Source organism: Pseudomonas sp. MWU16-30317, assembly GCF_020515695.1.
Taxonomy (GTDB): Bacteria; Pseudomonadota; Gammaproteobacteria; order Pseudomonadales; family Pseudomonadaceae; genus Aquipseudomonas.
In genome coordinates, this window is sequence record NZ_JAIWJA010000001.1 from 387183 (window position 1) to 404468 (window position 17286).

At 62.8% G+C, this 17286-nt stretch carries 18 protein-coding genes; 7 read left to right on the forward strand and 11 right to left on the reverse strand.

Annotated elements, in window-relative coordinates; genetic code table 11:
• Nucleotides 1-58: 58 nt before the first annotated feature.
• Together LIX93_RS01800 and LIX93_RS01805 are read right to left on the reverse strand one after the other, a co-directional pair.
• On the reverse strand, nt 59-1324 hold the full coding sequence (locus LIX93_RS01800) for an MFS transporter (protein WP_226502827.1): 1266 nt from the start codon (nt 1322-1324) through the stop codon (nt 59-61).
• 123 nt (nt 1325-1447) lie between these two features.
• Nucleotides 1448-1777: a DUF6388 family protein gene (locus tag LIX93_RS01805; RefSeq protein ID WP_226502303.1), complete on the reverse strand. Its 330-nt coding sequence runs from the start codon at nt 1775-1777 to the stop codon at nt 1448-1450.
• Nucleotides 1778-2155: 378 nt separating this feature from the next.
• Between LIX93_RS01805 and LIX93_RS01810 the strand changes: the two genes are divergently transcribed.
• Nucleotides 2156-2419, forward strand: a complete 264-nt coding sequence (locus LIX93_RS01810) for a DUF2790 domain-containing protein (RefSeq protein WP_226502304.1) — start codon at nt 2156-2158, stop codon at nt 2417-2419.
• Between the two features lie 101 nt (nt 2420-2520).
• Here LIX93_RS01810 and LIX93_RS01815 read toward each other — a convergent pair whose 3' ends face one another.
• A complete protein-coding gene (locus tag LIX93_RS01815; protein ID WP_226502305.1) occupies nt 2521-3384 on the reverse strand; it encodes an MBL fold metallo-hydrolase in 864 nt (287 codons plus the stop codon).
• A 98-nt stretch (nt 3385-3482) separates the two neighbouring features.
• Here LIX93_RS01815 and LIX93_RS01820 point away from each other — a divergent pair, with 98 nt between their 5' ends.
• Together LIX93_RS01820 and LIX93_RS01825 are read left to right on the forward strand one after the other, a co-directional pair.
• Complete coding sequence (locus LIX93_RS01820; RefSeq protein ID WP_226502306.1) at nt 3483-3824, forward strand: metalloregulator ArsR/SmtB family transcription factor; 342 nt, start codon at nt 3483-3485, stop codon at nt 3822-3824.
• Entirely contained in the window at nt 3821-4612 is a 792-nt protein-coding gene (locus LIX93_RS01825; RefSeq protein ID WP_226502307.1) for a sulfite exporter TauE/SafE family protein, read from the forward strand. The genes LIX93_RS01820 and LIX93_RS01825 overlap by 4 nt, the downstream gene beginning before the upstream one ends.
• A gap of 28 nt (nt 4613-4640) precedes the next feature.
• Here LIX93_RS01825 and LIX93_RS01830 read toward each other — a convergent pair whose 3' ends face one another.
• On the reverse strand, nt 4641-5834 hold the full coding sequence (locus tag LIX93_RS01830; protein WP_226502308.1) for an MFS transporter: 1194 nt from the start codon (nt 5832-5834) through the stop codon (nt 4641-4643).
• Between the two features lie 198 nt (nt 5835-6032).
• Here LIX93_RS01830 and LIX93_RS01835 point away from each other — a divergent pair, with 198 nt between their 5' ends.
• Nucleotides 6033-8195 (forward strand): ATP-binding protein, encoded by a 2163-nt coding sequence (locus LIX93_RS01835; RefSeq protein WP_226502309.1) that lies wholly within the window; start codon nt 6033-6035, stop codon nt 8193-8195.
• A 91-nt stretch (nt 8196-8286) separates the two neighbouring features.
• Here the strand turns inward: LIX93_RS01835 and LIX93_RS01840 are convergent, their stop codons facing one another.
• Both LIX93_RS01840 and LIX93_RS01845 read right to left on the reverse strand, forming a co-directional pair.
• Nucleotides 8287-8607 carry a DUF202 domain-containing protein gene (locus tag LIX93_RS01840; RefSeq protein WP_226502310.1) on the reverse strand — a complete coding sequence of 107 codons (321 nt, stop codon included), beginning with the start codon at nt 8605-8607 and terminating at the stop codon, nt 8287-8289.
• A gap of 6 nt (nt 8608-8613) precedes the next feature.
• Nucleotides 8614-9045: a DUF202 domain-containing protein gene (locus LIX93_RS01845; RefSeq protein ID WP_346015207.1), complete on the reverse strand. Its 432-nt coding sequence runs from the start codon at nt 9043-9045 to the stop codon at nt 8614-8616.
• A gap of 227 nt (nt 9046-9272) precedes the next feature.
• On the opposite strand from LIX93_RS01845, the gene LIX93_RS01850 reads away from it, so the two are divergent.
• A complete protein-coding gene (locus LIX93_RS01850) occupies nt 9273-10142 on the forward strand; it encodes a LysR family transcriptional regulator (RefSeq protein WP_226502311.1) in 870 nt (289 codons plus the stop codon).
• 20 nt (nt 10143-10162) lie between these two features.
• On the opposite strand, the gene aroQ is transcribed toward LIX93_RS01850, so the two are convergent.
• Nucleotides 10163-10603, reverse strand: coding sequence for a type II 3-dehydroquinate dehydratase (aroQ, locus tag LIX93_RS01855; protein WP_226502312.1), 441 nt, complete (start codon nt 10601-10603; stop codon nt 10163-10165).
• A gap of 344 nt (nt 10604-10947) precedes the next feature.
• Between aroQ and LIX93_RS01860 the strand changes: the two genes are divergently transcribed.
• The gene (locus LIX93_RS01860; RefSeq protein ID WP_226502313.1) at nt 10948-11862 is read left to right on the forward strand and encodes a PHB depolymerase family esterase; all 915 of its coding nucleotides are present in this window, start codon (nt 10948-10950) and stop codon (nt 11860-11862) included.
• A gap of 17 nt (nt 11863-11879) precedes the next feature.
• Here LIX93_RS01860 and ada read toward each other — a convergent pair whose 3' ends face one another.
• From ada to LIX93_RS01875, 3 genes are all read right to left on the reverse strand, one after another.
• Nucleotides 11880-12743: a bifunctional DNA-binding transcriptional regulator/O6-methylguanine-DNA methyltransferase Ada gene (gene ada / locus LIX93_RS01865; protein WP_226502314.1), complete on the reverse strand. Its 864-nt coding sequence runs from the start codon at nt 12741-12743 to the stop codon at nt 11880-11882.
• A 185-nt stretch (nt 12744-12928) separates the two neighbouring features.
• Entirely contained in the window at nt 12929-13402 is a 474-nt protein-coding gene (locus LIX93_RS01870) for an acyloxyacyl hydrolase (RefSeq protein WP_275948740.1), read from the reverse strand.
• 294 nt (nt 13403-13696) lie between these two features.
• A complete protein-coding gene (locus LIX93_RS01875; protein ID WP_226502315.1) occupies nt 13697-14284 on the reverse strand; it encodes an N-acetyltransferase in 588 nt (195 codons plus the stop codon).
• Between the two features lie 363 nt (nt 14285-14647).
• On the opposite strand from LIX93_RS01875, the gene LIX93_RS01880 reads away from it, so the two are divergent.
• Nucleotides 14648-15844, forward strand: a complete 1197-nt coding sequence (locus LIX93_RS01880) for a sugar transporter (protein ID WP_226502316.1) — start codon at nt 14648-14650, stop codon at nt 15842-15844.
• A 63-nt stretch (nt 15845-15907) separates the two neighbouring features.
• Here LIX93_RS01880 and ppnN read toward each other — a convergent pair whose 3' ends face one another.
• A complete protein-coding gene (gene ppnN, locus LIX93_RS01885) occupies nt 15908-17281 on the reverse strand; it encodes a nucleotide 5'-monophosphate nucleosidase PpnN (RefSeq protein WP_226502317.1) in 1374 nt (457 codons plus the stop codon).
• Between the last annotated feature and the right edge of the window lie 5 nt (nt 17282-17286).

Genomic DNA, 17286 nt, shown 5'->3' on the forward strand with positions numbered 1-17286 from the left:
CAGACAGGCCTGATGGAACACCCCTGGCCAACGCCCCCAAATTGCTTGCAGCTTGCCCCTAGGCCCCAGCCTGCTCCGCGACTGGGGCGCTTTTCGGCAGCACTGCTTCGTTGTTCTGCACCAACCACAGCGGGCGGAACAACCGGGTCCAGGCGGTGACGATGACCAGCGTGCTCACCGCGCCGAATATCGCTGCCGGCACAGTGCCCAACGCGGTGGCGCTGACTCCGGCGCGGAATTCGCCCAGCTCGTTGGAAGAGCCGATGAACAGCATATTGACCGCGCTCACCCGACCGCGCATGGCATCCGGAGTGGCGAACTGGATCAGCGACGAACGGATGTACACGCTGATCATGTCCGCCGCCCCGGCCACCATCAATGCCGCGAACGACAGCCAGAACCAGCTCGACAAGGCGAACACCATGTTGGCCAGGCCGAATACCGCGACGGCGGCGAACATGCGCAGGCCCATGTGCGCGTTGACCGGGCGGATGCTCAGGTACAGGCCCATGCACAGTTCGCCCACGGCAATGCCGCTGCGCAGCAGCCCCAGGCCTTCAGGCCCCACGTGCAGGATCTCCTGGGCGTAGATCGGCAGCAGGGCAACCACGCCGCCGAGCAATACCGCGAACAGGTCCAGCGAGATCGCCCCGAGGATGATCGGCTGCGAGGTAATGAAGCGGATCCCGGCGGTAAAGCGCGTAACCGCGGTGGTGCCGTCGTCCGGCTTGGGCGGTGGCGTGTGGGTGGTGGGCACCCATTGCAGCAGGATCACACCGGTGGCGAAGCCCAGCAGGCAGACGCCGTAGGTCCAGCCGCCGATGCCGGCGTATAGCAAGCCCCCCAGCAGCGGGCCGGCGATGGTGGCGATCTTCATGATCATGCTGTTGGTGGCAATCGCCTGGGCCAGGTATGCGCGGGCGACGATCTGCGGCAGCAGACTTTGCAGCGCCGGGCCGGTGAAGGCGCGGGTGCACCCGAACACCAGCATGGCGAGGTAGTAGGGCAGGGTTTCCTGGGTGCCACTGAGCGTTAGCCACAACAGAGCACCACTGGAGAACGTGGCCACGGTCCAGCTGATCTGCAGGATGCGGCGGCGGTTGTAGCGATCCAGCAAGTCGCCCGCTGGCAACAGCAGGATGACCATCGGAATGAACTGCGCCATGCCCACATAGGCCAATGACAGCGGCTCGCGAGTCAGGTCGTACATATGCCAGGCGATGACGATCGCTTGAATCTGCTGAGCAAATACGGCGGCCAGGCGCACACACAAAAACGCGCTGAAACCGGGTTGGGCGAAGATCGATGTGGGGGAGCGAGACAAGTTCAAGGGGCAATGTCTTGTTGTGGGTACGTCGGGGCGACGATGTTAACAAAAATGCAATGAGCGCAGGGGTGCCCTTGGTCATAACATTTATCAGAGGCCTTATAACCAGTCCGGCCAGGTTCATTTCGGCAGATTATTAAGCTCGCAATATTCTTCCCAGCCCATATGCGCCATCTGCGCGACTTCGCGGTGAACTTCGCGGCGCTGTTCTTCGAAGGCCTGCGGAGTCGAGCTGGTGAATTGCAAGGTCAGTTCCCAGGCGAACAGGCCCAGGCGCTCGGCTTCTTGCTCGAAGGCCTCGTGCAGACGTTCCTCGCGATATTGCTGGAGGGTGAGGCCGGCGACCTGGGCCAGCAACGGATTGAGACGATCAAGATCGTGGGCCACTTCCGGGTGTTGGCGCAGAAACAGTTGCAGGGCGAGTTGGTGCGGAGTTTCAACCTGGGGCATGGCGATTACCGATGGCGGGTGATGCCTTGACTATAGCGCACTGAAGCGCACAGGGCGTTTGGGAGCGTTATGCCTTTGCTACAGATGAAAAGGAATATTAACAAAAGTTTATTTAGGGGCGTGTCAAGTTAAACCGTCTGAGTCAGGTGGGCGACTGAATCGGTTTACTCGACAGGGCCAGTGGCATTATCGGCAATGTGCACACATTAAACTGTGGATGAACCCTGATATAGGCCTTGGTCAAAGGGGTGAAACTAACTTTAGGGGAGCAATGCCAAGGGTTGGCAGGCGTCATACTGATAACCGCAGCCCTGATGCACCGTGCTTTTACAGTGCCAGGCAACGGCTTCAACCTCGGATATCTTACGGAGATAAACCATGAACCTGTCATTCAAGACACTTGCCCTCGGCCTTGCGCTGGTAGCCTCTTCTTCGGTGTTCGCCGCCACTGCCGCGCAGACCAAACCGGTGATGGACAAGGACGCGGCATTCGTCCATCTCGATGTGGCCCGGGTGATCAGCGACAACACCACCGGCAGCCCTTGCGGCATCGACAAGGCCAAGATGCTCTATCTCAACCATGAGGGCGTCGAGCACGAATTGGACTACCGCGTACAAGGTGAATGCCCGCAGCAGAACTGAGCATGACCCCTGCCCTGTAGCGAGGGCGCTCGCTGCCGATGGCAGCGCGTCACGTCCCATTGCGTCAGCTTGCAAAACGCTGTTGCCGGCAAACCTCCTCGCTACAGATTGTCCAGCGGGATCTTCAGATACCGCACGCCGTTGGCTTCGGCAGGAGGCAACTCTCCCGCCCGGATATTGACCTGCACCGCAGGCATCATCAGTACTGGCATTGGCAAGCCCCGGTCACGGGTTTCGCGCATTTGCACGAACGCTTCCTCACTGATGCCGTCACGTACGTGGATGTTGTGCGCGCGCTGTTCGCCAACACTGCTGCGGCAGCGCGCGCTACGCCCGGCGGGCGGGTAGTCGTGGCACAGGTACAACGCGGTGGCCGGCGGATAGGCCAGCAGGCGACTGATGGAGCGGTACAGCTGATGGGCATTGCCGCCCGGGAAGTCGCAGCGCGCAGTGCCGACGTCGGGCATGAACAGCGTATCGCCGACGAATAACGTGTCGCCGTCGATCACGAACGCCATGTCGGCAGGCGTATGCCCCGGCACATGCAGGGCCTGGGCTTTGAGCTCACCGATCTGAAAGCATTCATCGGCGCTGAACAAGTGATCGAACTGAGAGCCGTCGAGGTGGAATTCGGGTTCGAGATTGAACACCGTCTTGAACACCTTCTGCACCTGACAGATGTGCTCGCCGATAGCGATGCGCCCACCCAGTTGCGCGCGCAGATAGGGCGCCGCAGACAGATGATCGGCATGCGCGTGGGTTTCCAGCAGCCATTGCACCTGCAACTGGTGCGTACGCACGAAGGCGGCGATCTCGTCGGCGCGGACCTTGCTGGTGCGCCCCGAACGTGGATCGTAGGAGAGCACCGGGTCGATGATGGCGCAGGCGCTGTGGGGGCCGGCGTGGACTACGTAACTGAAGGTCGAAGAGTCGGCGTCGAAGAATGACTCTATTTGCGCTGACATGTTCAGCTCCTGGTGATCATTCAAGGCAAACACAATATATTGTTTTATATAGTGTGTTCAAAGATAATCCGCCGATGCCTGCCAACAAGAGCATCCCCATGGACTTTTCCCTTACTGCCGAAGACGTCAGCCGCCTGCGCGAGTCGGCCTCCAAGGCCTGTGCGCTGCTCAAGGCGCTGGCCAACGAGGACCGTTTGCTGATCCTGTGCCAATTGACCCAGGGGGAGCGCAATGTCGGCGAACTCGAAGCCATGACCGGCGTGCGCCAACCGACCCTGTCCCAGCAATTGGGGGTACTGCGCGATGAAGGCCTGGTGGCCACCCGCCGTGAAGGCAAGTACATTTTTTACGGCCTGGCCAGTCACGAGGTGATCCAGGTGATGAAAACTCTCTCCGGGCTTTATTGCGGGCGGGTGCTCGGGCTGGGTCACGCGGGATGATCGAGGCGCTGGTATTTGGGGTCCTGATCGGCATGTTGCTCGGCCTGACCGGGGCCGGCGGTGGCGTGCTGGCGGTACCGGCATTGGTGCTCGGCCTGGGCTGGCCTATCACTCAGGCGGCGCCGGTGGCATTGATGGCGGTGGGTAGCGCGGCGGCATTGGGCGCCATCGATGGCTTGCGCAAGGGCCTGGTGCGCTACCGCGCGGCGCTGTTGATGGCGGCGCTGGGCGCGATGATGGCGCCATGGGGGCTCTATGTCGCCCATCGTCTGTCCAGTGCCACCCTGGCGACCTTGTTCAGCGTGGTGCTGGTGGTCGTCGCGGTGCGGATGATCAAGGCAAATGGCAGCACCGAGGAGTCCGGTGGCTGGCAACAGAAGAACTGCATGCTCGATCCTGCCACCGGCCGCCTGCACTGGACGCGCAAATGCGCGGCCACCTTGGCGATACTGGGCGCCTGTTGCGGCTTCTTGAGTGGCTTGCTGGGCGTAGGCGGCGGTTTTTTGCTGGTGCCGGCCTTTCGGCAACTGACCGACATCCGTGTGCATGGGGTCGTCGCCACATCGTTGATGGTGGTGGCGCTGGTGTCGACAGTTGCGATTGTGGGTGCCTTGCGCACCGGGGTGAGCATCCCGGCGGCTGGCGGCGGGTTTATCGCCGCCTGCCTGGTCGGCATGCTCTGCGGCAGGCTGCTGGCGCCCTGGGTGCCCGCCCAGGCGTTGCAGCGTCTGTTCGCTGGCGTGTGTCTGACGGTGGCCACCTACCTGTTGGTGCACACCTGGGGCTGATGCTCCCGCATGGGGGGTGATCTTGCGGCTAGCGGCGGCGCGAATTGACCAGCAGGCAGGCCAGCGCGACCAGCGGCAAGGCGCTGCCGCAGATCACGATTGCGCCCCAGCCGCCGCGTTCGTAAAGGCTGCTGGCCAGCGACGAGCCCACCGCGCCGCCGATAAAGATACTGGTCATGTACAGCGCGTTGAGGCGCCCGCGGCTATTGGCGTCGAGCGCATAGATGGCGCGCTGGCCCAGCACCATGTTCATCTGTACGGCGAAATCCAGCAACACGCCGGTGATCGCCAGGCCCACCACGCTGTAGGCGGGATGCACCAGTGCTAACCAGAACGCCAGCGGTGCCAGCACCATGGCCAGCAGTGATGCTCGGGCGGTATGGCCCGCGTCGGCCAAGCGCCCGGCCAGCGGTGCGGCCACTGCGCCGATAGCGCCGACCAGGGCGAAAATGGCGATCTGGCTCTGGCTCAGGCCATGCTGGCGGGACAGCTCCAGTGGCACCGCCGTCCAGAACAGGCTGAACGCGCCGAACATCAGGCCCTGATACAAGGAGCGCTGGCGCAGCAGCGCGTGTCGGGCCATCAAGTGGTACAGCGACAGCAACAATTCGCCGTAGCTGGCGTGATGGTCGGGTCGGCGCTGTGGCATGGTTCGCGCCATCACTGCGATGATCACCAGCATCACCACGGCGGCCGTCATGAACACCGCACGCCAGCCGAAATGGTCGGCGATCAGGCTGGACAGCGGCCGGGCCAGCAGGATGCCCAGCAGCAGGCCGCCCATGATGCTGCCGACCACGCGCCCGCGAGTCTGTTCGGGTGCCAGGTGGGCGGCCAGCGGGATGAGCATCTGCACCGACACCGAACTGAATCCCACCAGCAACGACATCGCCAGCAGCGCCGGCGCCGACGTGGTGAAGCTGATCGCCAGCAGGCTAAGCGTCGACAGCCCCAGGGTGGCGAGCATCAAGCGGCGGTTTTCCAGGAGATCGGCCAGCGGCACCAAGAACAACAAGCCCAGGGCATAGCCGATCTGGGTCAGTGACACGATCAAGCTGGCGCCGTGGGCCGACAGGCCCACCTGCGGGGCGATCAGGTCGATGATCGGTTGCGCGTAATAGATATTGGCAACGATAGCCCCGCAGCAAAAGGCGAACAGGGTGATCAGGCCCTGCGTCATTTGCGGCGCAGCGCTGGGTGCCACGGCGGGCGAAGAAGACATGAAGCGGGCTCCGGAAAGGCCTGAAAAGGGCGCGAAGGCGAAAAGTCTACCGTGTCGCCGGGCGCTCTGCGTGAAAGTTGCTATCAATGGGCAAACATAGCGGCACAATCGCTGAACGCTTGCGAGCCCTGAGGGTCGTACCTTTGCGGCCCCGTCGAGCCGACGGTTGGCCACCGCTAATCCATGTAAGGCGAAAGCGTGACTACGGCGATATTGATGAACGATGCGCTCGATCCCTCCAACCCGGCGCAGCAGGGCAGCCCCAGCGCACAGACCGCCGCGTTGCAGGCGAGCGTGCTGGAGCTGCGTGAAGCCCTGGAGGCCGGCGACGTCGGCCATTGGAGCCTCGACCTGGCGTCTGAAATCCTGACGACCTCGGCGACCTGTCGGGAGCACTATCGCCGTGGCCCTGACGAAGCTTTCAGCTACGCGCAACTGGTTGCAGCCGTTCATGTCGACGATCGTGAGCGCCGGCAGGCGGCGCTGCAAGCGAGTGTCGTCGGTGGCAGCGATTACAGGATCGACTACCGGCTGTTCACCCCGGCGGGCGAGCTGCGCTGGATCAATGTGCGCGGCCGTACTCTGCGTGATGCACAGGGCCAGGCGCTGCGCATCACCGGTATTTCTCAGGACATCACCGAGCGCATGGCCGAAGAGGGCCGGCGCCAGGCGTTGGCGCAGCTCAGCGATCGTATCCGCGACCTGGCCGATCCGGCAGAGCTGGCGTATGCCGCCGCCGAGATCCTCGGCCGCCACCTCGAAGTCAGTCGGGCCGGCTATGGCCTGGTCGATACCTTCAACGAAACCATCACTATCGAACGCGACTGGAATGCCCCGCGTATCAAGACGCTGGCCGGGGTTTTGCGTTTTCGCGACTACGGCTCTTACATCGAACCACTCAAGCGTGGTGAGACCATCGTGATAGCCGATGCCGAGAAAGACCCAATGACGGCCGCCACCGCGGCCGCACTCAAGGCCATCAGCGCCCAGGCTTTCGTCAACATGCCGGTCAATGAAGAGGGCGGCATGGTGGCGCTGCTTTACCTCAACCATGCCGAACAACGGGTCTGGCACCCGGCGGATCTCGCGCTGGTGCGCGAAGTGGCTCACCGAACCCGCATGGCGGTGGAGCGGCGCCGCGCCGAACATCGCTTGCGGGCCCTGACGGCCTCCCTGGAACAGCAGGTCGAGAGCCGCACTCGCGCCTTGCTCGATACTGAAGAAGCGCTGCGCCAGGCGCAGAAAATGGAAGCCGTGGGGCAACTGACCGGTGGTGTGGCCCACGATTTCAATAATCTGCTGACCGTGATTCGCTCCTCCACCGATCTGCTCGGGCGGCCTAATCTGGCGCCCGAGCGGCGCCAGCGTTACGTTGAGGCGATCTCCGAGACGGTCAACCGCGCCACGCGCCTCACTGGCCAGTTGCTGGCTTTTGCGCGACGCCAGACCCTCAAGCCTGAAGCCTTTGATGTCGGCGCCAGCGTCAGTGCCGTCATCGGCATGCTCAATACCCTGGTCGGCTCGCGAGTGAACATCGACCTGCAGTTGCCGGACGAGGTGTGCTTCATCCATGCCGACCCGAGCCAGTTCGATACCGCACTGATCAATATGGCGGTCAATGCCCGAGACGCCATGGCCGGGCAGGGCAGGGTGACGATCACGGTCGCCAAGGTCGATGCGATCCCCGGGCAGCATGCGGCCAAGGGTCAATTCGTCGCGGTGGCGATCAGCGATACGGGGGCGGGTATCGATCCTGCAGATCTGGCGCGGATCTTCGAGCCCTTCTTTACCACCAAGGCTTTTGGCGACGGCACCGGGTTGGGGTTGTCTCAAGTTTTCGGCTTCGCCCGGCAGTCGGGCGGCGACGTGCAAGTGCACAGCGTCCCAGGCCAAGGCGCGACTTTCACCTTGTACTTGCCCAGCGTGCAGGCGCGCACGGCCACCGAGGCTGTGATCGGCGAGCTGGCGCAGGTGAGTGGCGGGGGCGTTTGTGTGCTGGTGGTCGAGGACAACGAAGAGGTCGGCGCCTTTGCTGCCGAGTCGCTGCTGGAGCTGGGGTATGCGCCGGTGTGGGTGAAGTCCGCCGAGCGCGCCTTGGTCGAGCTGACATCGGCGCCGGGGCGTTTCGACGTCGTGTTTTCCGATGTGGTCATGCCGGGCATCAACGGTATCGAGCTGGCGACGCGTATCGGTGAGCTGTTTCCGCAACTACCGGTGATCCTCACCAGTGGCTACAGTCATGTCCTTGAGGAAAGTGGCCTGGCGGGGTTCGAGCTGTTGCACAAGCCTTACTCGGTGGATCAGCTATCCCGCGTGCTGGGGCAGGCTACCAAGGGGCAACGTCACTCATCGCTCCTCTAAAAGCGGCGGCTTGCCCCAATAGGGGCTGCCAATCACTGCAGCAGTGTCTGATCCACCGTGATGGGGGCAAGCCCCCTCGCTACAGCGGCGGTCAAAATCTTAAGACTACATAGAGTCCCAGCGCGCCGAGCACGCTGCAGGCGAGCCCCAAGGCGGCGATTTCCGGCAGCGCCACCGGCGTACGGTTCTCGCTGATCGCGCGGGCGCTGACCCGGTAACGCCGCCATTGCCCCAGCCAGATCGTCACCACGCTGAACATCGCCACGCCGATCAGGCCGAAGGCAAACGCGCCGTGGTGGGGGATCCAGCGCAAGAACAACGTGCTGACCGCCAGCAATGACAGCAGCGTGCGCCGCCACGCCAGCAGGGTGCGTTCCGGTTGCAGGCCGACGTCATGGTGCAGGCTGGTCATCGCGGCTCACACCTGGCGCAAAGCAACGAAAGCGATCAGCACCGCCGTCACCAGTGCGCCGCCAATGGACAGCAACGGCACCAGCAGCGGCAAGGGCAACGGATTGCGCTGGCGCATCGCGCGTTCGACATTCAGCCAGCGCAGGCAAGCACTGACACTGATAAGCATGCCCAGCACAAGCAGGGTAATGGCCAGCGTCTTGCGCAATTCAGGCATGAACACATCGGCGGTGAAGGCCTCGACGGCAATGCCACCCGCCATCAGCGCCAGCGCGGTACGAATCCACGCCAGGAAGGTGCGTTCGTTGGCCAAGGTAAAGCGTGGATCGGGTTCGCTGCCGCCGCCGAGCAGATCCAGGGTGCGTCTGCTGCGCGGCGTTGGCGGTGTTTTATTTGCGTGAGGCTTGGCCGCCGGGGGCGGTGAGGAGTTGGAATCCATGGGGCGGTAGGGCTCGCTGGTCGGGGCCGCGCTGGTGCGTCAGCGTAGGCTTGGGGCATCGTAGCAGAGCTCCGCGCTGGCCAGGAATCTGCCTGCGACCTGATGAAACACACAGGCGACGCCGATTGTGGGGTGGCAAAGAATCCATTAACAGATAACATGGCCCTCCTCTGACTGATGACGGAACAGCATGTGTCATGGCTTTTGACGAACGTTCAATGAATGGAATGGGTGTATTTGTCGCCATTGTCGAGCAAGGCAGCTTTGCAGCGGCAGGTGACATTCTGGATATGTCACAGCCCGGCGTCAGCCGCGCCATAGCCCGGCTGGAGGCACGCCTGGGGGTCCGCTTGTTCGACCGCACCACCCGCACGGTGAGCCTCACCGAGGACGGTCTGCGCTTTCATTCATTGGTGATGCCGTTGCTCGCCGGGCTCGAAGAAGCCGCCGACAGTACTACCCGCGGCGCGGCGGCAGTGCGTGGGCGTTTGCGGGTCAACATCGACCCTAGTCTGGCGCGGTTGCTGTCCGGCGCTCTGATCGGGGAATTTCTGCGCGCCTACCCTGAGGTCCAGCTCGAGCTGGTGACCCGCGAACGCCTCGGGGACCTGGTCGGCGAAGGGTTCGACTTGGGCCTGCGTTTTGGCGAGCCGCCCGTCAGCCACTTGCAGGCCAGTCAGTTAATGGACACTCGGCTGCTGACCGTCGCCACACCCGGCTATCTGGCCGCTCATGGCCGGCCGCGCACCCCGCAGGAGCTGGCCGAGCATCGCTGCATTCAGTATCGCGATGCCGAGCTTGGGCGTTTGCATGACTGGGCGTTCCATCGTGGCCGTCAGCGCCTGGACGTGACCACCGAAGGCGTATTGACGGTCAACGACGTGAACACCTTGCACAGTTGTTGCCTGGCGGGTGAGGGGATCGCCCAGTTGATGGCACTGGGCAACGAAGCGCTGCTGGCGCAGGGCTGCCTGGTCGAGCTGTTCCCCGACTGGCCTGACGAGCGGCTGAGCCTGTATTCACTGCTGCCGCCACGCATGCAACCCCCCACCAAAAGTCGCGCGTTCGTGGACTTCGTCAGCCGCCAGATAGGCTGAGCACGACCGCACGCGGATGCTTACTTGCGCTGGTTGGCCGAAACGGCGGCGCGCAGGGCCAACAGGTAGCTGTCGACGCCAAGGCCACAGATCTGCCCCGTGACGATTTCGCCGAATACCGAGTGATGGCGGAATTCTTCACGGGCATGAATGTTGGACATGTGCACTTCGATCACCGGCACTTCCAGAATCGCCAGCGCATCGCGGATGCCGTAGCTGTAGTGAGTCCAGGCGCCAGCGTTGATCAACACGGCATCGACCTTGTCCAGGTAGCCCTGGTGAATGCGCTCGCACATCTCGCCTTCATGGTTGGTCTGAAAGGTCTCGACCGTGGTGTCCAGCTCCTTGCCCAGGGCGCGCAGCTGGTCGTCGATCTCGGCCAGGGTGATGGTGCCGTACTGCTTTGGATCGCGCTTGCCGAACATGTTGTGATTGATGCCGTGGAGCATGAGCACTTTCATCGGTTTACCTTTTTTTGCAGGATCAATGCGGTTGAAATCGATCGACACCGCAGGTCTCAAGGACAGGATTATTCTTGTCGCGGCGTGGGTGTGTCGATCCGAAAGACGCCGCCCCCATCAGCGGTGGGCGCCCGAGGCAAACTTGTAGCCGAGGCGGCGTTGTCTTTCAACTGAATATTTTTTCGTGGCGCGCTTGAACTACCATGGCCTACAGTCCGCCAAACAGAAGTACGGCTCGTCTGTCTCGGGCCCGGCGTTTGGCGTGCGGCGTGCGACGTATAGTTAAGTTATCGCCACTGGCTGTATGTTCCCGACAATCGCCCCGCGAGGAGAGCCACCCGACGATGTGGATTGTGCTTGCGCTGTTGGTCGTCCTGCTGATGCTCGGCGGCGCCGCGATTTACCTGCTGCATGCTCGGCGTGTGCCCGTGTCTTTGGTGCAAGGGACGCTGGCTCATCGAGAGCTTGGCAGCGCGCCGCTCGCGCGCCATTACGACACCTACGTCCCCCGCGAACTGGTCCCGGACGCACCGCTGGTGATTGCGCTGCATGGCGAGAGACAAGATCCTGCAGCGATGCGCGGGTTGATCGGCCAGGCGCTGGAGCAGCAGGCGCGCGTATGCGGCTTCGCGGTGGCCTATCCGGCCGCCCAGCCAGCCGGGTGGGGCAGTGGCAGCCCCGAGGACATAGCGTTTATTCAGGCCATGATCGAGGCAATGGCTGTCGAGCATGCGATCGATGTCGAGCGGGTCTATGTACTGGGTTATGGCAGCGGCGGCCAGATGGTCTATCGGCTGGCACTGGCAGTGCCACAGCAGCTGGCCGGTGTCGCGGCGATCGCCGCCAGTTTGCCGATCGGTGACGCCCCCGGGCCGGCAGTGGGCGGCGTGGCAGTGCCGATGCTGATCATCAACGGGACGGCTGACCGGCTCAATCCGTTCGAGGGCGGCAGCGGAAGCTGGTTCGGCCTGGCCCGGCGCGACGCGGTGCGCTCATCGATGGCGACCGCAGAATTTTTCGCGCAGCGAGCGGGTGCTCGGTTGCAGCAGGACGACACCGTGTCGGCTCACCAATTGCCGAAACTGGCGCCCATGCGCAGCCTGTGGCGCAATCCCCAGGGCGTCACGGTGGTGTTGTATGCGCTCAAGGGTGGCGGCCATGTGGTGCATCAACCCTATGTGCGGCAACCTCGCTGGCTGGGCGCGATGAATCCGGGGTTCGATGTGGCGGCCCAGGCCTGTCTGTTCTGGCAGCTCTAGCGAGCAGGGGTGCGGGTTCAGCCGTCTGCGGGTTCGCCGCTGGAGGCACCGGGCCGTTCGCCTTCGAGCAATTGGCGCTTGCGCTCCACGCCCCAGCGATAGCCCGAGAGCCCGCCGTCACTGCGTACCACGCGGTGGCAGGGGATCGCCACGGCCAGCGTGTTGGCGCCGCAGGCCTGGGCCACTGCGCGGTAGGCGTTGGGTGCGCCGATCTGCGCGGCAATCTGCGCATAGCTGGCAGTGCTGCCCACCGGGATGGTGCGCAGTGCCTGCCAGACGCGCTCCTGAAAGGCGGTGCCGCGGATATCCAGCGGCAGGTCGAGGCCCAGCGCCGGGGCCTCGATAAAGCCCACCACCTGTGCAACCAACTGTTCGAAATCGCCGTCGCCACCGATGAACTCGGCATTGGCGAATTGCCGTTGGAGCTCTTGCAGCAGTTGATCGGGATCGTCGCCCAACAGGATGGCGCAGATACCCCGGTTGCTTTGCGCCACCAGAATCGAACCCAGTGAGCATTCACCCACGGCGAAGCGAATGCGGTTGTTGTGGCCGCGGCCGCGAAAGTCTGCGGGCTTCATGCCAAGCAGGCCAGTGGCGGCCTCGTAGAAGCGACCATTGGAGTTGAAGCCTGCGTCGTAGAAGGCCTCGGTGATCGAGCTGCCCTGAGTCAGCGCCGTGCGCAGCTTGCGTGCCCGGTGCGCAGCGCCATAGGCCTTGGGTGTGAGTCCGGTGGCGGCCTTGAACTGGCGATGAAAGTGGAACGCACTGAGCCCCACGGCGTCTGCCAGCTCGTTCAGGCTCGGCAGGGTGTCGGCCTGTTCGATCAGTTGGCAGGCGCGGGTGATGCGCTCGGCATTCGGGGTGGTGGATGCGGGTTTCATATCGGACTCGACGTTCAGGCGATGAGCTCACTATAAAGCCCTGCGAGATCGATAAAACTCCGAGTCTTGCTCTTGGCCCTGTAGCGAGGGTCTCGCACTAGGAAGGGGCGGGTCAGCCTCCATGGTGGTTGTCTGGAAATCTGTCCAGAGTAAGCCCCTTCGCTACAGGCAATCGGTAGGGAAAATCAGAAGTTCATGCTGTAGAACAGCGAGTACGACTCGATCCCCTCGTTAGGCTCACTGAGCCCGGCGTTGGAATAGTGAATGACGCGCACGCCGACGCGGTGCACCTGGGCGATCTTCAGGCCCACCCCCAGGCGGTCCTCGAAGTTGAATGAGGAGCCCAGATCGCGACTGCCCACATGGGTGCCGCTGAAACCGGCGATGCCGACGCCGGCTTCGAGGTAGGGCACCACAGTGCCACCGCCAAACTCGTAGACGAACACCGGTGCAAAAGAAATCGACTGCCGCGCGCTGGTGTGTTCACCCGCTTCCCAGTAGGTGAAGCCCAGGTCCCAGTAACCGGTAAGGTGGCCCACCGAGGACTGCAGCCAGGTCTTGTCCCAATCCAGCCCCAGGCCGACTCGGTAGGTCATGTCGCTCTGACCGGTCATGCCGACTGCGCCGCTGATCGTGGCTGCCTGGGCGCTGCCGGCCATGGCTGCTACCAGACACCCCATCGCACATTTGATTGCGAGACTACGCTTCAACCCCATTTTTCAAGCTCCATCTGGTTTGTTTTTTTATGACGTACTGTCCAGGTTTCACCGTCGCTTGCACAACGCCTTGATAGAGGCCTCCAAAGGCGGCCCTCCAGGCTTTTGTAACATCAACTTTACAAGCCAGTGTTCGCTAATGACCTTAGGTCATTGCGCAAAGTTCTACAGATTCATTACGTTTTTTTCACCGATTTTTCAGATGCCATTCACGTCTGTCCTTTGGCATGTATGCCGCTAGCCACGGGGCGTGCGTCGCGGTCTGGACACGACCGATTCGATATTTTTGCGCCCGATCAGCAGCTTAGGCGAAGAGGTGGGCGCCAAGGCGGGTTCTGCGGTCAGCCATTTGTACATCACCAGGCAATCCACGAACCCGTGTAGAGCGTGGCGATAGGCTTTGGGCAAGCGCCCGACCACCTCGAACCCGAGTTTCTGCCACAAGGCCACTGCCACTTCGTTGCTGGCGACCACCGAGTTGAACTGCATGGCCAAAAACCCGTTATCGCGCGCCAGCTGCTGGGAATGCTCGCACATCAGCCGTGCGACGCCTTTGCCACGCGCCGCCTCGGTGACCATGTAGCCGCAGTTGCTGACATGGCTGCCGGGCCCGGCGGCATTGGCCTTGAGGTAGTAACTGCCAAGCAACTGGCCATCTGCCTCGGCCACCAGAGTGTGCAAGGGCAGTTCAAGCCACAGATAGCGGGCTTGCTCGAAGGTCAGGGCCGGGTCGTAGGCATAGGTTTGCCGGGCCTCGGCGACGGCCTGGAAGGTCGGCCAGAAGCGCTCGAAATCGGCGGCGGTCATGGGGCGGATGTCGATCATAAAGTCCTCGGAGGGCAAGCTGCGCAGCAGTCTAGCAGCCTGTCTGGGCTATTGCCCGGGGTGGCGCGGCAGCAGCGCATGCGGCAACCGGTCGCAACCGTTTGGCGCCAAACGGCCGATCCTCACCCAGGGGATTATTGTCCCGTGCCCGGCACCGGCGTAGAATGCCCTGCATCTGGCCGTACCTCTCGTACCGAAAAAACCATACCGATAAAAATTCTGCTCATTGCTGCTTCGTTCAAGGGATTCCCTTCGAGCGGGGTTTTCGTGCGTGGATTTTCTGTAGGGGCGGGTTTACCGGTTCTTGCGTGCAGCTCACGGCCGTTGCGGGCGCAAGGCACCATGAGGTTTGACGGACACTCGATGAATACATCCACGAGCACTCAGGCTGGCAGCTGGTTGAGCGTTATCGCTCTGGCTCTTGCCGCCTTCATCTTCAATACCACCGAATTCGTGCCGGTCGGCCTGTTGAGCGCGATCGGCCACAGCTTTTCGATGACCACTGCCCAGGTCGGGCTGATGCTCACGGTGTATGCGTGGGTGGTGACCTTGCTGTCGTTGCCGATGATGCTGCTGACCCGCAATATCGAACGGCGCACCTTGCTGGTAGCCGTATTTGTGGTGTTTATCGCCAGCCACATTCTGTCCGGCATGGCCAACAGCTTTGCTGTGTTGCTGATCAGCCGCATCGGTATCGCCGTTGCCCACGCGGTGTTCTGGTCGATCACCGCGTCGCTGGCGGTGCGTGTAGCGCCGGCGGGCAAACAAGTGCAGGCGCTGGGGCTGCTGGCCACTGGCACGTCGCTGGCGATGGTGCTGGGCATCCCGATCGGGCGTATCGTCGGTGAAGCGCTGGGCTGGCGCACGACCTTCCTGGCGATCGCCGGGGTGGCGGCGCTGACCGTGCTGTGGCTGGCCAAGACGCTGCCGTTGCTGCCGAGCCAGAACTCGGGTTCGCTGCGCAGCTTGCCGATTCTGTTCAAGCGCCCGGCGCTGGTGTCGCTGTATGTGCTGACGGCGTTGGTGGTCACTGCGCACTTTACGGCCTACAGCTATATCGAACCCTTCGCGCAAGGGGTGGCGCGCTTGAGCGGCGACATGACCACCGTGCTGTTGCTGTTGTTTGGCGGCGCCGGAGTCATCGGTTCGCTGTTGTTCAGCCTGTACAGCAGCCGCTTCCCGCGGGGCTTTTTGATCGCTTCGGTGGCGGTGCTGGGGCTGTGCCTGATGTTGCTGTTGCCGTTCTCTCTGAACGCTTCGCACCTGGGCGCCTTGAGTGTGATCTGGGGCGCGGCGATCATGTGCTTCGGCCTGGTGATGCAGTCCAAGGTCATCAGCCTGGCGCCGGATGCCACCGACGTGGCCATGGCCTTGCATTCCGGGATCTACAACATCGGTATCGGCGGTGGTGCGCTGCTGGGCAGCGTGGTGATGAGTCAGCTGGGCACATCGAACATCGGGCTGGTGGGCGGCATGCTGGCGGTCAGTGGCTTGTTGGTGTGCTGCTTCACGACCTATCGGTTCGCCAAGCCAGAAAATTCAGATGCTCTGGAGGATTGAACTGACACACTGAACGCTTGCAGCTTGCAGCTGTGGGAGCGGGTGTAGCCCGCTCCCACAAGGTCAGGTCACTACGCGGTAGCACGGCTCGTACGCCGCGCCACCAGGCAGCTTCATCCGGTGTTGCGCCACGAACGCCTGCAGCAGTTTGTCCAGCGGCTGCATGATCGAGGCATCGCCGTGGATCTCGTAGGGGCCATGCTCCTCGATCAGGCGAATGCCCTTGTCCTTGACGTTGCCGGCCACGATCCCGGAAAACGCCCGGCGCAGGTTGGCGGCCAGTTCATGGGCCGGCAGGTCCTTGCGCAATTGCAGGCTGGCCATGTTGGCGTGGGTCGGATCGAACGGCCGCTGGAAGCTCTCCTCGATGCGCAATAGCCAGTTGAAATGGAAGGCGTCGTTGCGCTCGCGGCGGAACAGCCGCACATCCTTCAGGCCCGAGGCCATCTGCCGCGCAACTTCGACTGGATCGTCAATGATGATCTGGTAATGCTTGTGCGCCGCTTCACCCAGGGTAGCGCCGACGAAGGCGTGCAGTTGTTCGAGATACGGCGCCGCGCTTTTCGGCCCGGTGAGGATGACCGGGAAGGGCAGGTCGTGGTTGTCCGGGTGCATGAGGATGCCCAGCAGGTAGAGAAATTCCTCCGCCGTACCGGCGCCGCCCGGGAAGATGATGATGCCGTGGCCGACGCGCACGAAGGCTTCGAGGCGTTTTTCGATGTCCGGCAGGATCACTAGCTCGTTGACGATCGGGTTGGGCGCTTCGGCGGCGATGATGCCGGGTTCGGTCAGCCCCAGATAGCGGCCGCCTTCCAGGCGCTGCTTGGCATGGGCGATGGTGGCGCCCTTCATCGGGCCTTTCATCACGCCAGGGCCGCAGCCAGTGCAGATGTCGAGCTTGCGCAGGCCCAGCTCGTGACCGACGCGCTTGGTGTATTTGTACTCGTCCGAGTTGATCGAGTGACCGCCCCAGCACACCACCATCTTGGGCTCTACGCCGGCGCGCAGGGTGCGAGCGTTGCGCAGCAAATGGAACACGTAGTCGGTGATGCCCTGGGAGTTGCTGAGGTCGATGCGTTGGCTTTCGAGCTCGCTTTCGGTGTAGACGATGTCGCGCAGGGCACTGAAGAGCATTTCACGGGTGCTGGCGATCATCTCCCCATCGACGAAAGCGTCGGCGGGCGCGTTCAGCAGTTCGAGGCGTACGCCGCGGTCCTGCTGGTGGATGCGGACTTCGAAGTTCTTGTAGGCTTCGAGGATGGTCTTGGCGTTGTCGACATGGGCGCCGGTATTGAGGATGGCCAGGGCGCACTGGCGAAAAAGGGTGTAGGTGCTGCCCGAACCGGCAGCGCTGAGCTGCTGCACTTCGCGTTGGGACAGGGTCTCCAGGCTGCCCCTGGGGCTGACCGAGGCGTTGATGACGTGTCTTTGAGCCATACTCT